Here is a 14,408-nt window from a genome sequence, read left to right as displayed (position 1 = left end):
CGCCGCGCCGCTCGCACGATCCGGACGACGTCACCCCCCAAAAAATGGGAGCCCGCGCCAGGAGCCCTGTCAGGGCCGCCCGCCGTACCCGCCGCCGGGGCCTCGGCGGGTACGGCGGCCTCCGTCACGTGGCCGTCCGGGAATTGTCGGGGGCCTCTGGAATCTTGAGGGCATGACCCTCTTTGTCTACCGCAGTCATTACGAGGGCCCGTTCGGCAAGCGGGTCCGCCACCTTCCCGACGCCACGGTGCTCGACTGGTTCCGCCGCGGCTGGGTGGCCGTGGTGGAGGAGGGCCACGACACCGACGCGTGGATCGCGGCCGAGCTCGGCGGGCCCGTCTACGGGTTCGGCACGATCTTCGACGCCGCCCGCCGGGACGGGCTCGCGGCCCCCGGCACCTGGCAGGAGCTCCGTGACCTCCTGCAGCGGCATCTCTACGTCGAGGGAGAGGTGCAGGCGGACGGGTTGAGCGTCCGGGTGCTGACCGACGACGACGAGGTCGAGCTCGCGTATTTCTTCCTCGACGACTTCCTGGTGAAGACCCGGGCGGACCGCCTGGCCTACCTGGTGCACGACGGCTGGCCGCTGCCCGAGACCATCGGCGGGGCGGCGGGCCCGTTCGTCCCGCCGGTCCCGGTCGAGGAGCTCGCGCCGGCCCGGCCCGGGGGAGAGGGCGTCACCTATGCGGTCCTGCTGACGTTCTGTGACAGCGAGAGCATCGGCTGGCTGGTCCCGCGATCCTTTCCGGGGGTCCGGCTGCCGGAGCTCGCGGCCCACCTGCGGGAGCTCGAACCCCGCGGAGGCGACTGGCCAGGAGAGCTGCTGGTGCTGCGCGCGCTGACGGCCCCCGGCGACGACGGGATCGGGCCGGCGTTGAGCCGCTGCAACCGGTGGCCGGACATGGAACAGACCCTCATCGGGGATCACCGTTCCCTGCACGAGAGCTCCATGCGGGCGCTGGAGACCGCCGGGCTGGAGCAGGGCCGGGATCCGGACCGGACCCTCATCCGGCACTCCCGCCACCTGGCCCAGATGTCGATCCACATGAACGACTTCTTCGGCCACCAGCAGTGGTTCCTGTTCGACGACGTGTGGGCCGCCGACAACGAGGATCTCGCCGGCTCCCTGCTGCGCTACGCCCACGGCTGGGACCCGCTCGAAGCCGGGTGAGATCCACCAGGGAGGTCTCCGCGACGAGGTCCGCGGCGTCGCCGGCCTGGTCGGCCCGGCATACGGCGGAGCCGAGGATCGGGTCGGCGTGCTCGGCATGCAGGCAGCGCAGGCGCTCCCCGGCGCCGGCGTGGTCGCGGCTCATGACTCCTCCACGTCCGGCACCGGTGGGATCGCCGCACCGGCCGACAGCAGCCTCTCCGCCAGCGCGCGACAGCGCCTCCCGAGCTCCGGAGGGTCGAGCACCTCGAAGTCGTGCCCCAGCATGAGCACGTGCATGAGCACGAAGTCGAGGCTGCCGGCGCCACTGAGCACCTCGCAGAGCTCGCTCCCTCGCCGCCGTACGACGGCCGCCGACGCCGGAATCTGCGCGCGCACCGTGTCGGCCGGCGCGTGCACCAGGAAGCGCGCCTGGTGCGGGTAGACCCGACTCGCCACACCCTCCTGCACGTACGGCGCCGCGTCGGGCGCCGCGCGAGGGCTGAAGCGCCAGGTCCGTGCGGACACATCGGTCATCCGGTCGACGCGGAAGCTGCGCCAGTCGTCGCGATCGAGGTCGTAGGCGAGGAGGTACCAGCGCCGCTCGGAGGCGACCAGGCGGTAGGGCTCGACCCGCCGCCGTCGCACCTCGCTCCCGGACGGATAGCCGAAGCCGGCCTCGACCTCGTCGCGGCAGACTCTTGCCAGCGTCATGAGCACCTCGGGGTCGACCGGCGTGCGGCCTCCGCCGAAGGACTCCACCGAGCCGGAGAGCGCGCGCACCTCGTGCCGCAGCCGGGTGGGCAGCACCCGGTCGAGCTTGGTCAGCGCCCGGAGTGCGGCGTCGCCGGCGCCGGTGACCGCGCCACCCGCGCCGGCGAGCAGCGAGACCACGGTGGCGATCGCCTCCTCGTCGTCGAGGAGCAGTGGCGGCAGGTCCTGCCCCGGGCCGAGCTGGTAGCCGCCGCCGACACCCTGGCTGGCATGCACCGGATAGCCGAGCGTGCGCAGCCGCTCGACATCACGCCGTACCGTGCGCGGCGTGACCCCGAGCCGGTCGGCGAGCTCGGGGCCGGTCCAGACCTGGCGCTGCTGTAGCAGCCCGAGCAGGGTGAGCACCCGCTCCGTCGTGCCCCGCTCGTCACCGCCTGCCACGGCCATGTCGCCCACCCCGCCCAGAATAGCGGACCGATTCTGTCCGCTAGGGGTGTCAGGGTGGCTCCATGGACGCAGACGAACTCGACTGGAACCGGACACTGCGCGAGCAGTGGGAGTTCCACTGGAACCATCAGCTCCGAGCCCGGCTCGACGGCCTCACCGACGACGAGTACTTCTGGTCGCCGGTGCCGGATGCCTGGAGCGTGCGGCCGCGCGGCAGCTCGACGGCGCCCGTACAGCTCGGTGCCGGGGACTTCACGGTGGACTACGCCTTCCCCGAGCCGGTCCCGGCGGCCTTCACCACGATCGCCTGGCGCCTCGGTCACGTCATCGTCGGCGTGCTCGCCGCGCGCAACGCGGCGCACTTCGGCGCGCCGGCGGCGTCGTACGAGACCTGGGAGTACGCCGGCGGCGCGGCCACCGCGCTCGACCAGCTCGAAGCCCAGCTCGACGTCTGGACGGCCGGGGTGCGCGGCCTCGGCGAGGCCGCGCTCAGGGTCCCGATCGGGGAGAAGGAGCCCTTCCCCGAGGCGCCCATGGCCGATCTGGTGCTGCACATCCACCGCGAGCTGATCCACCACCTGTCCGAGGTATGCCTGCTGCGCGACCTCTACCTGCACACGAAATCCGGCGTCCCCGAGTAGGACGGACTCCCGGATCGAGGCCGCGAAGGGCCGGATCCGGACCCCGGCCGCAGGTTCCCGGATCTCGGCTCCGGGCCCTGTGGCCGGGGCGCCGCGGGACGGGGAGGCGGTGACGTCCGCGGCGGCCGGCGGCCGGCGGTCAGCGGCCGGTGTCCGCGGTCCGGCGGTCTTGCCGGTCATCCGGGGTCGGTGTCCGCGGTCCGGCGGTCCTGCTGGTCATCCGGGGCCGGGATCACCGGACGGGCTCCTGACCGCCGCGCAGCGGTAGCCGTACGGCCACCCGCCACTCCCCGTCCACCGCGCCGGCGTCCAGCCGGCCGCCCAGCAGCGTCACCCGCTCCCGCATGCCCGCCACCCCCCGGCGGCCGGCCCGCCCCGGCCGCTGCCGGAACTGGTTGCGGATCTCCAGCTCAAGGCGGTCGTCGTGGACGGCCGCCGCCAAGCGGGCCGGGCCGGAGCCGTGCCGGAGCGCGTTGGTCAGCGCCTCCTGGGCGATCCGGTAGGCCTCCCGCGAGACCAGCGCGGGCAGCGCGGAGAGATCGCCGGTGATCTCGGCGGCGGCTCCGGTCGAACGGACCAGCTCGGGCAGGTCGGTCAGGGTCCTGGCCGGAGCGCGGTCGCCGCTCTCCTCCTCGCGCAGCAGTCCGAGCACGTGATCCAGATCCTCCAGGGCCGAGCGCGCGGACTCCTCGATCGCCGTCAGCGCGGTGCGCGCCGCCTCCGGATCCCGGTCGAGCACCCGGCCGGCCGCGCCCGCCTGGACGGTCACCACGCTGAGCGCGTGCCCGACCGAGTCGTGCAGCTCGCGGGCGAGCCGGTTGCGGGTGGCCAGCCGCCGGGCCCGCTCCTCCAGCGCCGCCAGCCGGTCGGCGGGGGCGGGGCCGAGCAGGACCGGGGCGAGCCGCGCCAGCAGCGCCCCCGCGCCCGCCGCCGCGTAGACGAGCAGCGCGAGCGTCACCAGCGCCGCCGCCGGCCCCCACGCGCCGCTCCATCCGGCCGCCACCGTGGAGCCGAGGAACCCGAGCCGGTCGCCCAGCAGCGGCAGCAGGGACAGCCAGATCGCGAACGGCACCAGCGCGAGCGTCGCCCCCGCCAGCACCGCGCCGATCCCCAGGTGCAGGGTGAACCAGGCCGCGGTACGGCGCCGCTCGGCCCAGGTGCGCGCCGGCCGGTCCGGAGGGGAGTCGATCCGGGCACCCAGCAGGCCCCGCGCGGCGGTCAGCTCCAGCGCGCGCACCGGCAGGAACAGCCCGGTCAGCGCGATCAGGGGGAGCGCGCTCGCGAAGACGGCCGGATCGATGGAGACCAGCGTGGAGACCGTCGTCTCCCGCAGCCTCAGCAGCCCCACGAGCACCGTGCCGACCATCATGTACGGCATCGCCAGCGCGCCGCCCAGGATCAGGCACGTCCACCCGAGATAGGTGGCCGGGCTGGTCAGCGGGGTCAGGACGCGTCTCACTCGCGTAATCCTCCCAGCTCCCGCCGGTGTGCGCCCTCCCACCGGGGAGGGACCGCCTCCCTCCGGCGGGGGAGGGGCGGATACGCTCTGCCGGGCGACATCTGATTCGGGGGCTTGGCGTGGACATGGCGGAGATCGTCCTGCTGCTTGTGGCGGCGGCCGGGGCGGGATGGATCGACGCCGTGGTCGGCGGGGGAGGGCTGCTGCAGCTCCCGGTGCTCCTCATGGCCGGGCTCTCGCCGGTCCAGGCGCTGGCCACCAACAAGTTCGCCGCCATCTTCGGTACGGCCTCGGCGGCCGTGACCTATGCCAGGACCACCAAGATCGACACAGGGGTGGCGGTACCGGCCGGGCTGGGCGCGGTGGTCTTCGCCGGGCTGGGCGCGTCGGCGGCGGCGGCGATCTCCCGGGAGGCGCTCATCCCGCTGGTCATGGTCACCCTGGTGGGTGTGGCGCTGTTCGTCACCTTCCGTCCTGCCTTCGGCACCCATCCCCAGCCGCACCTGCGCACCCGCGCGAGGACCGTTGCCGCGATCGCCGTCGCCGGCGCCGGGATCGCTTTCTACGACGGCATCCTGGGCCCGGGCACCGGCACCTTTCTGATCATCGCTTTCACCACGATCCTCGGCATGGACTTCGTGAGCGGCTCGGCCCATTCGAAGATCATCAATTCCTGCACGAATCTGGGCGCCCTGCTGGTCTTCGCCTACCAGGGGCATGTGCTGTGGCTGCTCGGCCTGGCCATGGCCGTCTGCAACATCGCCGGGGCCCAGCTCGGCGCCCGGATGGCCCTGCGCCGGGGGGCGGGATTCGTGCGCGTCGTCCTGCTGTGCGTGGTGATCGCGATGGTGGCCAAGCTGGGCTACGAGCAGTTCGCCGCCTGACGTCGCCCCGGCCTGCCGCAGCCCCGGAGAGCCGGAGGACCGGCGTCACTCCGAGATATTGATCTACTTTGTGAGGGAAGGGGGCCGGAGCGCGGTCGCCGCCAGCGCCACGAAGGCCGCCAGCACCACGGGGATGACCAGGGCGCGCGGCAGCCCCACCAGCTCGGCCACGCTGCCGATCAGCACCGGACCGCTGAGGAAGCCCACGTAGGACAGGCTCGCCACCCGGGCCAGGGCCTGCCCGGCGCGGGCCGGGTCGCGCCGTCCGGCGGCGGAGAAGACCTGCGGGACGATGCACGACAGGCCCGCGCCGAAACAGCCGAAGCCGATGACGGCGGCCACCGGATGGTCGGCCAGCAGGGCGGCGCCGAGCCCCGAGGCGGCCAGCAGGCCGCAGCCGCGCACCAGCGTCACCGGGCCCAGCCGGGCGGTCAGCCGGTCTCCCACCAGGCGGCCGGCGGTCATCATGATGGAGAACGCGGCGTAGGCCGCCGCGGCGAACCCGGCCGAGCTGCCGAGGGCGTCGCGCAGGTAGACCGAGCTCCAGTCCGCCGCCGCCCCCTCCCCGATCATGCAGCAGATCCCCAGCAGGCCCAGCAGGAGCAGGCCGCGGTCCCAGCCCGCCGTACCGGCGCCGCCCGTGGCGTCGGTGTCGGCTCCCCGGGCGGGTGCCGCCGGGGGGGCGAACGCCCAGCGGGAGGCCCACAGGGCCAGGACGGCGATGGCTGCGGCCAGGACGGCGAAGGTGGCCGCGGGGGTGAACGCGGCGTGCGCGAGCAGCCCTCCGACGGCCGCGCCGATGAACCCGCCGATGCTGAACACCGCGTGGAAGGACGACATGAGCGGCCGGTCCATGGCCTGCTCCACCTCGACGGCGTTGGCGTTCATCGCCACGTCGAGCGTGCCGTGCACCGCGCCGAAGGCGAACAGCGCCAGTGCCAGTGCGGCCAGGTTCGGCATGTAGGCCGGCAGGATCAGCACGACGCTCTGTGCGAAGGCCATCGGCAGCATCACCCTGACGCTGCCGTAGCGGTCGACCAGGCGGCCCACCACCTGCATGCCCGCGATCGCCCCGGCGGCGATGCCGAGCAGTCCGAGGCTGAGCTGGCCGTCGCTCAGCCCGAGCTCCTGCTTGATGGAGGGGATCCGCGCCGTCCAGGTGCCGATGGCCATGCCGGCGAGCAGGAAGAGCAGGCAGACCGCGACCCTGCCGCGGAGGAGCGCGCCGCGGTCGGCGGTGGTGACGTGCATGAGGGGGAGCTCCAGTCAGACGGTGCGGACGATGACGCCCGCGGCGATGAGGGCGTCGTGTTCGGCGGGAGGCAGCGCGGTGTCGGTGACCACCATGTCGAGGCGGTCCAGGGGGCAGACGGCGCCGAAGGCGGTGCGGCTGAACTTGCCGGAGTCGGTGGCCACGACGACGCGCCGGGCCGAGGAGATCGCCGCCTGCTTGACGGCGACGTCGGACAGGTCGTGGGCGGTCAGGCCGTGCTCGGCGGACAGACCGCAGCAGCCGATGACCGCGGTGTCGAAGCGCAGGGAGCGGATGGCGTTCTCGGTCAGGGGGCCGATGAGGTTGAGCTCCCCGGGGCGGACCTCGCCGCCGGGGAGCACCAGGCGGACCCGCGGGGCCGTGCCGAGCTCGTGGGCGGCCTGAAGGGAGAGCGGCAGGACCGTCAGGCGGCGGTCGCGGATCGCCCTGGCGATCTCCAGGTTGGTGGTCCCGCCGTCCAGCAGCACGGCCTCGCCGTCGGAGAGCAGCGAGGCGACCTCGGCGGCGATGCGCCGTTTGGCCTCCACCGCCTCGCGTTCGCGGACCCCGAACGGCGGCTCCTCCCCGCGGAGCAGCAGGCTCACCGCGCCGCCGCGCACCCGCCTCACCACGCCCTGCTGGGCGAGCTCGTCGAGGTCGCGGCGGATGGTCATCTCCGACACCGCGTGCTCGACGGCCAGCTCGGCCACCGAAACGGTGTCGCTGACGCGCAGCGCGGACATGATCGCCCGAATCCGATCAGCACTTTCCATGCGTTCATTTGAACATGCGGTGTGTGACTTTGGCAATCGTGCGGGACAATGGGCGGCATGCGTGCGAGTCGTCTGCTGTCACTCCTGCTGCTCCTGCAGACCCGGGGGCGCATGACGGCCACCGAGCTGTCGGAGGAGCTGGAGGTCTCGGTCCGGACGGTCTACCGGGACGTGGAGGCCCTGTCGTCGGCGGGGGTGCCGGTCTACGCCGATCGCGGCCCGGCCGGAGGATACCGGCTGCTGGACGGCTACCGCACCCGCCTCAACGGGCTGACCGCCGAGGAGGCCTCCTCGCTGTTCCTGGCCGGGCTGCCCGGCCCCGCCGCCGAGCTGGGGCTGGGGGAGGTGGCCGCCAACGCCGAGCTGAAACTGCTCGCCGCGCTGCCTCCCGAACCGCGCTTCCACGCCTCCCGGATGCGCGAGCGCTTCCACCTGGACGTCCCGGGGTGGTACAGAGGCGCCGACGAGGCGCCCTTCCTGGGGGAGGTCTCCGAGGCGGTGTGGGACCAGCGCCCGCTGCGCATGACCTACCGCCGCTGGGGCCCGCGCGACGTCGAGCGCCTGGCCCACCCCTACGGCCTCGTCCTCAAGGGCGGATCGTGGTACATGGTGGCGGCCGTCGGCGGGGGAGAGCCGCGCACCTACCGCGTGTCGCGGATCATCGCCGCCGAGATCGCCGAGGGCCGTTTCGAACGGCCCGGAGACTTCGAGCTGGCCGCCTACTGGGAGCGCTACGCGGCCGACTTCCGGGCCCGGATGTACACCGCCGAGGCCCTGGTGCGGGTGGCGCCCGGCATCGAGGCCATGTTCCGCTACACCGTGGGCGCCGATGTCGCCGACGCCGCACTGGCCGAGGCGGGCCCGCCCGACGATCGCGGCTGGGTCGTCGTGCGCCTGCCGATCGAGTCGGTCAGGCACGCCCACTGGCTGCTGCTGCGCCTGGGCGCCGACATCGAGATCCTGGAGCCCGCCGAGCTGCGCGCCCAGATGGCCGCCACGGTCGCCGAGCTCGGCGGGCTGTACGGCGCGCACCGGGACTGATCGCCCGCCGATGCTCCACATCCTGCGCGCCTGGTCCGAGGAACCGCCCGCACCGGCCGGGGCCACCGGCCGGGCCGCGGCGCCGGCCGACCCCGCCGCCGGCGAGGGCGGCCCGGCCGGCGGCACCGGCGGCCCGGCGAACGGTTCGCGGTGGCGGACCCGCTCGGCCGGCTCGGTTCAGGAGGCGGACGGTGCCTGCGGCAGCGGCGCGAACAGGTCGACGCCGTTGCCGTCCGGGTCGCGCACCAGCGCGTAGCGCTGCCCCCAGAACGCGTCCCAGGGCTGCTTGTGCCCCTCGTAACCGGCCTGGACGAGGTCGGCGTAGACCCGGTCCACCTCCTGCGGATCGTCACAGGCGAAGGCCAGGCCGATCCGGGCGGAGCCGTGGGAGGGGGCCCATTCCGGATCGAAGGAGCGGATGGTGTCGACGGTGTCCCAGGCAATCCTCAGCCCGCCGGGGAGGGCCGTCTCGACATGCGGTTCGGAATCGGCGCTCAGCGGGATGTCCAGCCCGAGACGACGGTAGAAGGCCAAAGACTTGCCCATATCGGTTACGACGAGACCGATCAGATTGAAAGAAGGAGCCATACCCTTCACCGTACGGTCCGGCGGCCCGCCGGTCTTGAACGGATCGGACATGCCGGCCCGCGGTGTCCTTCCACGGCAGGAGCCTCGCGGGCGGTTAAACCAGATGAGGCGACGATCGGACAGGCCGATAATCGGCTGATGCAGATCTTCCTGGAGACCGACCGCCTGACGCTACGCCGTTTCACCGGGGCCGACGAGGACAATCTGGTCGAGCTCGACGGCGACCCCGAGGTCATGCGCTTCCTCAACGGAGGCAGGCCGACTCCCCGCGACGAGATCCGCGACAGAGTCCTGCCCGCCTTCCTCGGCTACTACGAGCGGTTCGAGGGGTTCGGCTTCTGGGCGGCCGTGGAGAGGTCCACCGGACGGTTCCTGGGCTGGTTCCACTTCCGGCCGCGCCGGGACGAGCCGCGTGAGGGCGAGGTCGAGCTCGGCTACCGTCTGCGCCGGGCCGCCTGGGGGAGGGGTTACGCCACCGAGGGGTCGCGTGCGCTGATCCACAAGGGATTCACCGAGCTCGGCGTGGACCGCGTGTTCGCCGGGACGATGGCGGTCAACCTCGGCTCCCGGCGCGTGATGGAGAAGTCCGGCCTGACGCTGGTGCGCACCTTCCACCAGGACTGGCCGGACGTCATCGACGGTTCCGAGCACGGAGAGGTCGAGTACGCCCTGACCAGGGCCGACTGGCAGGCGCGTCGCTGAGGACGCGGTCCGGCCGGCGGGCCGCCGTACCCGCGCGGGGGTCAGGCCCCGCCGGGGGCGGCCGGGCGCAGCGCGGTGGTGACGGCCTGCCGCAGGGTCGTGGCGGGATGGCCGAGCACCTCCTGGAGGTCGCCGGTCTGGGCCTCCAGCGCGCCGGCGCGCACCTGGCCGTTGAGCCAGCGGAGGGCGCCGCTCGCGTCGTCGGGCCCCTCGCGGTGGGCGACCGGGACGCCGGAGACCTCCGCGAGGGTCCGGGCGAGCTGCGGGTAGGTCCACAGCGGACCGGTGAAGTCGTAGCCGCGGCCCAGATGCCCGTCGCCGGTCAGCACGTTGGCGGCGGCCTCGGCGAGGTCGGCCCGTGACGCGGTGTTGAGACCGCGCCCACCGGTGGCGTCGGTCAGCTCGCCGGAGGCGACGGCGGCCCGGAGACCGGGGTTGAGGAACGCCTCGCTGTAGTAGGGGTGACGGAGCATCGTGTACGGCAGGCCGCTGCCGAGGATCGCCTTCTCGGTGGCGTGGTGCGCCTCGGTGACACCTGTGCCGTCGCTCGCGGCGCCCAGGAAGCTGGTGTAGGCGAGGGCGCCGACACCGGCGGCCCCGGCCGCGTCGAGGGCGGCCAGGTGCTGGGAGAGGCGGCGGGCCGGGTCCAGCTCCGGGGAGGAGATCAGCAGCAACCGCCTGGCTCCGCCGAACGCCGCGCGCAGGCTCGCCGGGTCGTCGTAGTCGCCCCGGCGCACCTGGACGCCGCGGGCCGCCAGGTCGGCGGCGGCGCCGGGATCGCGCACGGCGGCGACGATCTCACCGGCGGGCACCCGGGTCATGAGGCGGTCGACGACCAGGCGGCCGAGCGCGCCGGAGGCGGCGGAGACAACGATCATGGGTACTCCAGGGGCGGCAGGGGGAGGTGGCCGAATCTATCGGGACGGCCAGGGCCGCCGGAAACGGTTTTTCACCGGCCGGCGGAGGGGCAGGGGAGCAGGGCCTTCAAGAGTGGTGCTCGGACCCCGAGGGCCACGCCTGCGGAGCACGCGCCGTTCCGGCGGACGGCGGGGCAGGGGAGCAGAGCTTTCGGGAGCGGTGCCCGGACCTGCTCCCACGCACCCCGGAGCACGCGCCGTTCCGGCGGGCGGCGGGCTCCGGGGTGCGTGGGAGCGGACGCGGCGCCGGCTACCGAGCCGGTGCGGGTGCCTCCTCGCGGCGGTTGGCCGTCCCGCGCCGAACCCCGAGGGCCACGCCTGCGGTGGCGAGCGCGAGGGCCACCAGCAGCGCGCTGACCCACAGCGGTGAGCGGTAACCGAGCCCCGCGCCGATGGCGATGCCACCGAACGAGGGACCGGCCGCGGCACCCACGTTGAACGCGGCCGTGGCGAACCCGCCGGCCAGGGTCGGCGCTCCGGTGGCCGCGTAGAGCGCCTGCGAGATCAGGGTGGACCCGACGGCGAACGAGAGGGCCCCCTGCACGAAGACGAGCACGAGCGTCGCCACCGGGTTCCCGGCCGTCACCGCGAACACGATCCAGCCGGCGAGCAGGGCCGCCCCGCCGGCCACCAGGAGAGGCATGGGCCGGGTGTCGGCCATCCGGCCACCGGCGGTGACACCGACGAACGAGCCCAGGCCGAAGAGCGCCAGCATGGCGGGCACCCATCCGGATCCGAATCCGGTGACGTCGGTGACCAGTGGCGCGAGATAGGTGAACGTGCAGAACGTCGCGCCGTTCACGAGGGCACCCAGGAGGAGGGTGACCAGAAGCCGCGGATCGCGCAGCGAACGCAGTTCCCCGCGCGCGCTGGTCTCGGCGGAGCCGGAGCCGGGGCCGGTGGCCGGTACCGACCGCAGGATCGCGATGACGGCCGGCACCGACACGATGGCCACCGCCCAGAACGCTGAGCGCCATCCCCACAGCTGACCGAGTACGGCTCCGGCGGGAACGCCCGCCACGCAGGCGATGGTGACGCCACCGAGCAGGACGGAGGTGGCGCGGCCCTTGGCGTCCGGCCCGACCATGGCGGTCGCGGCCGCCAGGCCCACCGCCAGGAACCCGGCGTTGGCCAGCGCGCCGACGACCCGCGTGGCCAGCAGTACCCCGAAACTGGTGGTGACCGCGCCGAGGACATGGGCGAGCAGGAAAACGACCAGGAAGATCAGGAGCGCGCGGCGTCTCGGCCAGCGCAGGCTCAGGATCGCCATCAGCGGCGCTCCGATGATCATCCCTGCGGCGAACGCCGAGGTCAGTGATCCCGAAGCCGGGATGGACACGTGCATGTCGCGTGCGATGTCCGGAATGAGGCCGGACAACATGAACTCGGACGTCCCCTGAGCGAAGACCGCCAGTCCGAGCATGTAAATGGCGAGAGGCATGACAGAAAACTCCGCAACCACATCATGGATCGACAAGGCGGCGGCAGGCCGCAGCAGTGCCCGGATCGGCGTCGGAGACAGCGGACGTCCAGCCGGGTACGCGCGACCACCGCGCGAAAGGACCCGCCGGCGCCATGGAGGTGACGCGCGGTCGAGGTCGAACACAGCCCGTACTACGGTGATCCGGTGGCAGCGGTCGCGGCAGGCAATGCCGCGGCCTCATCGGTCGCGGAGCTTCAACGCGACATCACAGGTGGCCACCGGACGACCGGTGGCTAGAGTCTTGACGCCTCGGGACTGGACATGGGTGCATGTTAGTAAGGTCATGCGCACCGCGTCCACTTGTTTGGCGCGAGCCCGTCGAGCGGCGCTCCGGAGCCCGGCCGGGGCCTCGACGCCACCGCCCTGGCCCTCATGGCCGGGGTGTCCTGCCGGCTCGTCCGCACCGCCGTCGTCGATCCACTCGCCCTGGCCGCCCCCGTGCTGTCGTGGAAGACCAGGCTCAGCACCGCCTGGCCGGCCGATCTCACGCCGGCCCGTGGAGCCGGCGGCCGTCAGCGCACCCGTTCGGAGAGCAGGCGCTTGCGCTCGGCGGTGTAGTCCCACCACGGGCGCGCGGGTCCGCCCCCGGCCTGCTCGACGGCGGACATGAACGTGTCCAGCAGGCAGGGGTCGTACCGGCGCCCGTCCAGGGCGCACAACCGGTCGTACATCTCCACCGGGTCCAGGCCGGCGAGCTGGCCTGTGCGGGTGATCCCCACGCGTGCCAGATGCCGGACCACCGCCGGGCCCACGTTGACCAGCTCCAGGAGGTCTGTCTGCCCGGCCGTGCCGTCGCGCCTGTGAGGAGAGCTCATGGACCCATGTCATCACGCACGCGGTCCCGGCGTCTTGCAGGTTTCGGACATCCGGGTCATCCGTACGGCCTGCGGGGAGAGCCGGGCGCGTGCGGTGGGCGAGTCCCCGGCCCGCCCCCGGGCCGGGGGTGACTCAGCCGGTGCGGGGGCGCTCGCCGCCGGCTTCGAGGGGGATGGTCCTTACCTGCGCGCCTCCCGGAAGCGGCTGACCACCGCGCTCGCGCTCACCACGAGCACGCCCAGCGCTGTGACGGTGTAGAAGGAGTCCGTCCACTTCCCGCTGAAGTCCGTCAGGAACTCCGGACTGAAGAACACGCGGCGGTAGAGGATCCATGCCAGTGGCAGCGCGAACGCCGCTTCGGCGAGGGCGTACCAGGCGGCCAGCCGGACGGTCCATCCGCGCGCGGCGATCCGGACCAGGTTGAGCGCCACGAGGCCGGCGAGGCCGGCGAGGATCGGCCAGATCCACCCGGACCACAGGTCGGGATGGAGCACCTGCAGCCGCTCGGCGTTCCCGTCGGCGCGGTAGGGCTCGGCGATGTGCTGCCAGACGATCAGCCCGATCAGCAGCGCGTTCCCCACCGCGGCGGCGCCGGCCGCCCCGACGCGCTTGTCCGGGCGGGGGAGCTCGGGCAGGTCGTCGGGGGTCCAGGTGCCGGAGGCGGCGGACGCACCCTTGCGGTTTCGGGACCGCTCGACCAGGGCGAACACCACGGTGAGCCAGGCGATCATCTGGGCGCCGACGGTGAGCGCCGCGCCGATGCCGGTGCCGATCGCCGAGCCGAGGTCGTTGTTGTCCAGGACGTCGACCACCACGAGCGCGGCGGTGACCACCGGCAGCACGGCGGACAGCAGGGTCACCAGCAGCCGGATGTAGGTCGGGTAGAGCTCGGGGCCGATCAACGTGAGCGGCCGGTCCGCATAACGGGCGGCGAGCCGGATCGGGTCGCCCATCTCGGTGAGCACCTCGCGTTCCGCCGAGTCCGGGTCGGCAGCGTCGCGCGCGTCGACGGTGTCGGCGATCGTGGTGCGCAGTTCGTCGGCGACGTCGTCGCGCTGGTCGGCCGGGATCCGCCGGACGACCTCATGTACGTAGCGGTCGGTCAGCGTGTTCGTGCTCATCGGTTTTCCTTGGTCAGTCGTGAGATCGAGGAGACGAGGTCCTGCCACTCGCGCACCAGGCCGGCGCGCACCCGGAAGCCCTCGGGGCTGACCCGGTAGAACTTCCGTGGTCGGGACTCGTCGGTGTTCCACTCGCTGGTGAGCAGGCCCTGCTTCTCCAGCCGGCGCAGTAACGGGTAGAGGGTGTTGCCGTCGACGGTGACTCCGGCGTCGTTGAGCGTCTCAAGGAGCGCGTAGCCGTACTGCGGCTCGTCGAGCAGCGCGAGGCAGGCCAGCACGACCGTGCCGCGACGCAGCTCCTGGGCCTGGCTCAGGATCAGTTCTTCTGTCGACACGTGTGACACGATAGTGTGCGCCGCACACTAATGTCTAATGCCGCCCATGTTGCCGTCACCGGCATCCCGCCTGCCGTACTCGGCG

General features: G+C 73.1%; 16 protein-coding genes. 6 read left to right on the top strand and 10 right to left on the bottom strand.

Annotated features, from left to right (window positions below; all coding sequences use genetic code 11):
• Positions 1–172: 172 nt before the first annotated feature.
• Complete coding sequence (locus tag SROS_RS51725) at positions 173–1,171, top strand: hypothetical protein (protein WP_012891904.1); 999 nt, start codon at positions 173–175, stop codon at positions 1,169–1,171.
• Positions 1,172–1,312: 141 nt separating this feature from the next.
• On the opposite strand, the gene SROS_RS26035 is transcribed toward SROS_RS51725, so the two are convergent.
• Complete coding sequence (locus tag SROS_RS26035; RefSeq protein ID WP_012891903.1) at positions 1,313–2,311, bottom strand: helix-turn-helix transcriptional regulator; 999 nt, start codon at positions 2,309–2,311, stop codon at positions 1,313–1,315.
• Between the two features lie 62 nt (positions 2,312–2,373).
• On the opposite strand from SROS_RS26035, the gene SROS_RS26030 reads away from it, so the two are divergent.
• Positions 2,374–2,952 carry a DinB family protein gene (locus tag SROS_RS26030; RefSeq protein WP_012891902.1) on the top strand — a complete coding sequence of 193 codons (579 nt, stop codon included), beginning with the start codon at positions 2,374–2,376 and terminating at the stop codon, positions 2,950–2,952.
• A 232-nt stretch (positions 2,953–3,184) separates the two neighbouring features.
• Here the strand turns inward: SROS_RS26030 and SROS_RS26025 are convergent, their stop codons facing one another.
• Positions 3,185–4,411 (bottom strand): sensor histidine kinase, encoded by a 1,227-nt coding sequence (locus SROS_RS26025; RefSeq protein WP_012891901.1) that lies wholly within the window; start codon positions 4,409–4,411, stop codon positions 3,185–3,187.
• Positions 4,412–4,536: 125 nt separating this feature from the next.
• Between SROS_RS26025 and SROS_RS26020 the strand changes: the two genes are divergently transcribed.
• Positions 4,537–5,295 (top strand): TSUP family transporter, encoded by a 759-nt coding sequence (locus SROS_RS26020; RefSeq protein ID WP_012891900.1) that lies wholly within the window; start codon positions 4,537–4,539, stop codon positions 5,293–5,295.
• A gap of 63 nt (positions 5,296–5,358) precedes the next feature.
• On the opposite strand, the gene SROS_RS26015 is transcribed toward SROS_RS26020, so the two are convergent.
• Together SROS_RS26015 and SROS_RS26010 are read right to left on the bottom strand one after the other, a co-directional pair.
• Complete coding sequence (locus SROS_RS26015) at positions 5,359–6,546, bottom strand: MFS transporter (protein ID WP_012891899.1); 1,188 nt, start codon at positions 6,544–6,546, stop codon at positions 5,359–5,361.
• A gap of 15 nt (positions 6,547–6,561) precedes the next feature.
• Complete coding sequence (locus tag SROS_RS26010; protein WP_043652967.1) at positions 6,562–7,320, bottom strand: DeoR/GlpR family DNA-binding transcription regulator; 759 nt, start codon at positions 7,318–7,320, stop codon at positions 6,562–6,564.
• A 57-nt stretch (positions 7,321–7,377) separates the two neighbouring features.
• Between SROS_RS26010 and SROS_RS26005 the strand changes: the two genes are divergently transcribed.
• A complete protein-coding gene (locus SROS_RS26005) occupies positions 7,378–8,361 on the top strand; it encodes a helix-turn-helix transcriptional regulator (RefSeq protein ID WP_012891897.1) in 984 nt (327 codons plus the stop codon).
• Between the two features lie 177 nt (positions 8,362–8,538).
• Here SROS_RS26005 and SROS_RS26000 read toward each other — a convergent pair whose 3' ends face one another.
• Positions 8,539–8,949 carry a VOC family protein gene (locus SROS_RS26000; RefSeq protein ID WP_043656711.1) on the bottom strand — a complete coding sequence of 137 codons (411 nt, stop codon included), beginning with the start codon at positions 8,947–8,949 and terminating at the stop codon, positions 8,539–8,541.
• Between the two features lie 138 nt (positions 8,950–9,087).
• Here SROS_RS26000 and SROS_RS25995 point away from each other — a divergent pair, with 138 nt between their 5' ends.
• Complete coding sequence (locus tag SROS_RS25995; protein ID WP_012891895.1) at positions 9,088–9,651, top strand: GNAT family N-acetyltransferase; 564 nt, start codon at positions 9,088–9,090, stop codon at positions 9,649–9,651.
• A 41-nt stretch (positions 9,652–9,692) separates the two neighbouring features.
• On the opposite strand, the gene SROS_RS25990 is transcribed toward SROS_RS25995, so the two are convergent.
• Positions 9,693–10,529 carry an NAD(P)H-binding protein gene (locus tag SROS_RS25990; RefSeq protein ID WP_012891894.1) on the bottom strand — a complete coding sequence of 279 codons (837 nt, stop codon included), beginning with the start codon at positions 10,527–10,529 and terminating at the stop codon, positions 9,693–9,695.
• A gap of 289 nt (positions 10,530–10,818) precedes the next feature.
• A complete protein-coding gene (locus tag SROS_RS25985) occupies positions 10,819–12,009 on the bottom strand; it encodes a Cmx/CmrA family chloramphenicol efflux MFS transporter (protein WP_012891893.1) in 1,191 nt (396 codons plus the stop codon).
• Between the two features lie 342 nt (positions 12,010–12,351).
• Between SROS_RS25985 and SROS_RS49955 the strand changes: the two genes are divergently transcribed.
• Complete coding sequence (locus SROS_RS49955) at positions 12,352–12,609, top strand: hypothetical protein (RefSeq protein ID WP_148269206.1); 258 nt, start codon at positions 12,352–12,354, stop codon at positions 12,607–12,609.
• Here the strand turns inward: SROS_RS49955 and SROS_RS25980 are convergent.
• From SROS_RS25980 to SROS_RS25970, 3 genes are all read right to left on the bottom strand, one after another.
• A complete protein-coding gene (locus SROS_RS25980) occupies positions 12,564–12,866 on the bottom strand; it encodes a helix-hairpin-helix domain-containing protein (protein WP_012891892.1) in 303 nt (100 codons plus the stop codon). The two genes, SROS_RS49955 and SROS_RS25980, sit on opposite strands and share 46 nt — an antisense overlap.
• A gap of 180 nt (positions 12,867–13,046) precedes the next feature.
• Positions 13,047–13,988: an HAAS signaling domain-containing protein gene (locus tag SROS_RS25975; protein WP_012891891.1), complete on the bottom strand. Its 942-nt coding sequence runs from the start codon at positions 13,986–13,988 to the stop codon at positions 13,047–13,049.
• Positions 13,985–14,323 (bottom strand): PadR family transcriptional regulator, encoded by a 339-nt coding sequence (locus SROS_RS25970; RefSeq protein ID WP_043652964.1) that lies wholly within the window; start codon positions 14,321–14,323, stop codon positions 13,985–13,987. The genes SROS_RS25975 and SROS_RS25970 overlap by 4 nt, the downstream gene beginning before the upstream one ends.
• Positions 14,324–14,408: the final 85 nt, after the last annotated feature.

This window comes from Streptosporangium roseum DSM 43021 (assembly GCF_000024865.1).
GTDB classification, from domain to species: domain Bacteria; phylum Actinomycetota; class Actinomycetes; order Streptosporangiales; family Streptosporangiaceae; genus Streptosporangium; species Streptosporangium roseum.
This window is presented reverse-complemented; position numbering and strand designations above follow the sequence as displayed.

Bases quoted from the DNA above. Each gene is read 5' to 3' on its own strand.
- SROS_RS51725 (WP_012891904.1), top strand. From the start codon at position 173: ATGACCCTCTTTGTCTACCGCAGTCATTACGAGGGCCCGTTCGGCAAG.
- SROS_RS26035 (WP_012891903.1), bottom strand. From the start codon at position 2,311: ATGGCCGTGGCAGGCGGTGACGAGCGGGGCACGACGGAGCGGGTGCTC.
- SROS_RS26030 (WP_012891902.1), top strand. From the start codon at position 2,374: ATGGACGCAGACGAACTCGACTGGAACCGGACACTGCGCGAGCAGTGG.
- SROS_RS26020 (WP_012891900.1), top strand. From the start codon at position 4,537: ATGGCGGAGATCGTCCTGCTGCTTGTGGCGGCGGCCGGGGCGGGATGG.
- SROS_RS26015 (WP_012891899.1), bottom strand. From the start codon at position 6,546: ATGCACGTCACCACCGCCGACCGCGGCGCGCTCCTCCGCGGCAGGGTC.
- SROS_RS26010 (WP_043652967.1), bottom strand. From the start codon at position 7,320: ATGGAAAGTGCTGATCGGATTCGGGCGATCATGTCCGCGCTGCGCGTC.
- SROS_RS26005 (WP_012891897.1), top strand. From the start codon at position 7,378: ATGCGTGCGAGTCGTCTGCTGTCACTCCTGCTGCTCCTGCAGACCCGG.
- SROS_RS26000 (WP_043656711.1), bottom strand. From the start codon at position 8,949: ATGGCTCCTTCTTTCAATCTGATCGGTCTCGTCGTAACCGATATGGGC.
- SROS_RS25995 (WP_012891895.1), top strand. From the start codon at position 9,088: ATGCAGATCTTCCTGGAGACCGACCGCCTGACGCTACGCCGTTTCACC.
- SROS_RS25990 (WP_012891894.1), bottom strand. From the start codon at position 10,529: ATGATCGTTGTCTCCGCCGCCTCCGGCGCGCTCGGCCGCCTGGTCGTC.
- SROS_RS25985 (WP_012891893.1), bottom strand. From the start codon at position 12,009: ATGCCTCTCGCCATTTACATGCTCGGACTGGCGGTCTTCGCTCAGGGG.
- SROS_RS25980 (WP_012891892.1), bottom strand. From the start codon at position 12,866: ATGAGCTCTCCTCACAGGCGCGACGGCACGGCCGGGCAGACAGACCTC.
- SROS_RS25975 (WP_012891891.1), bottom strand. From the start codon at position 13,988: ATGAGCACGAACACGCTGACCGACCGCTACGTACATGAGGTCGTCCGG.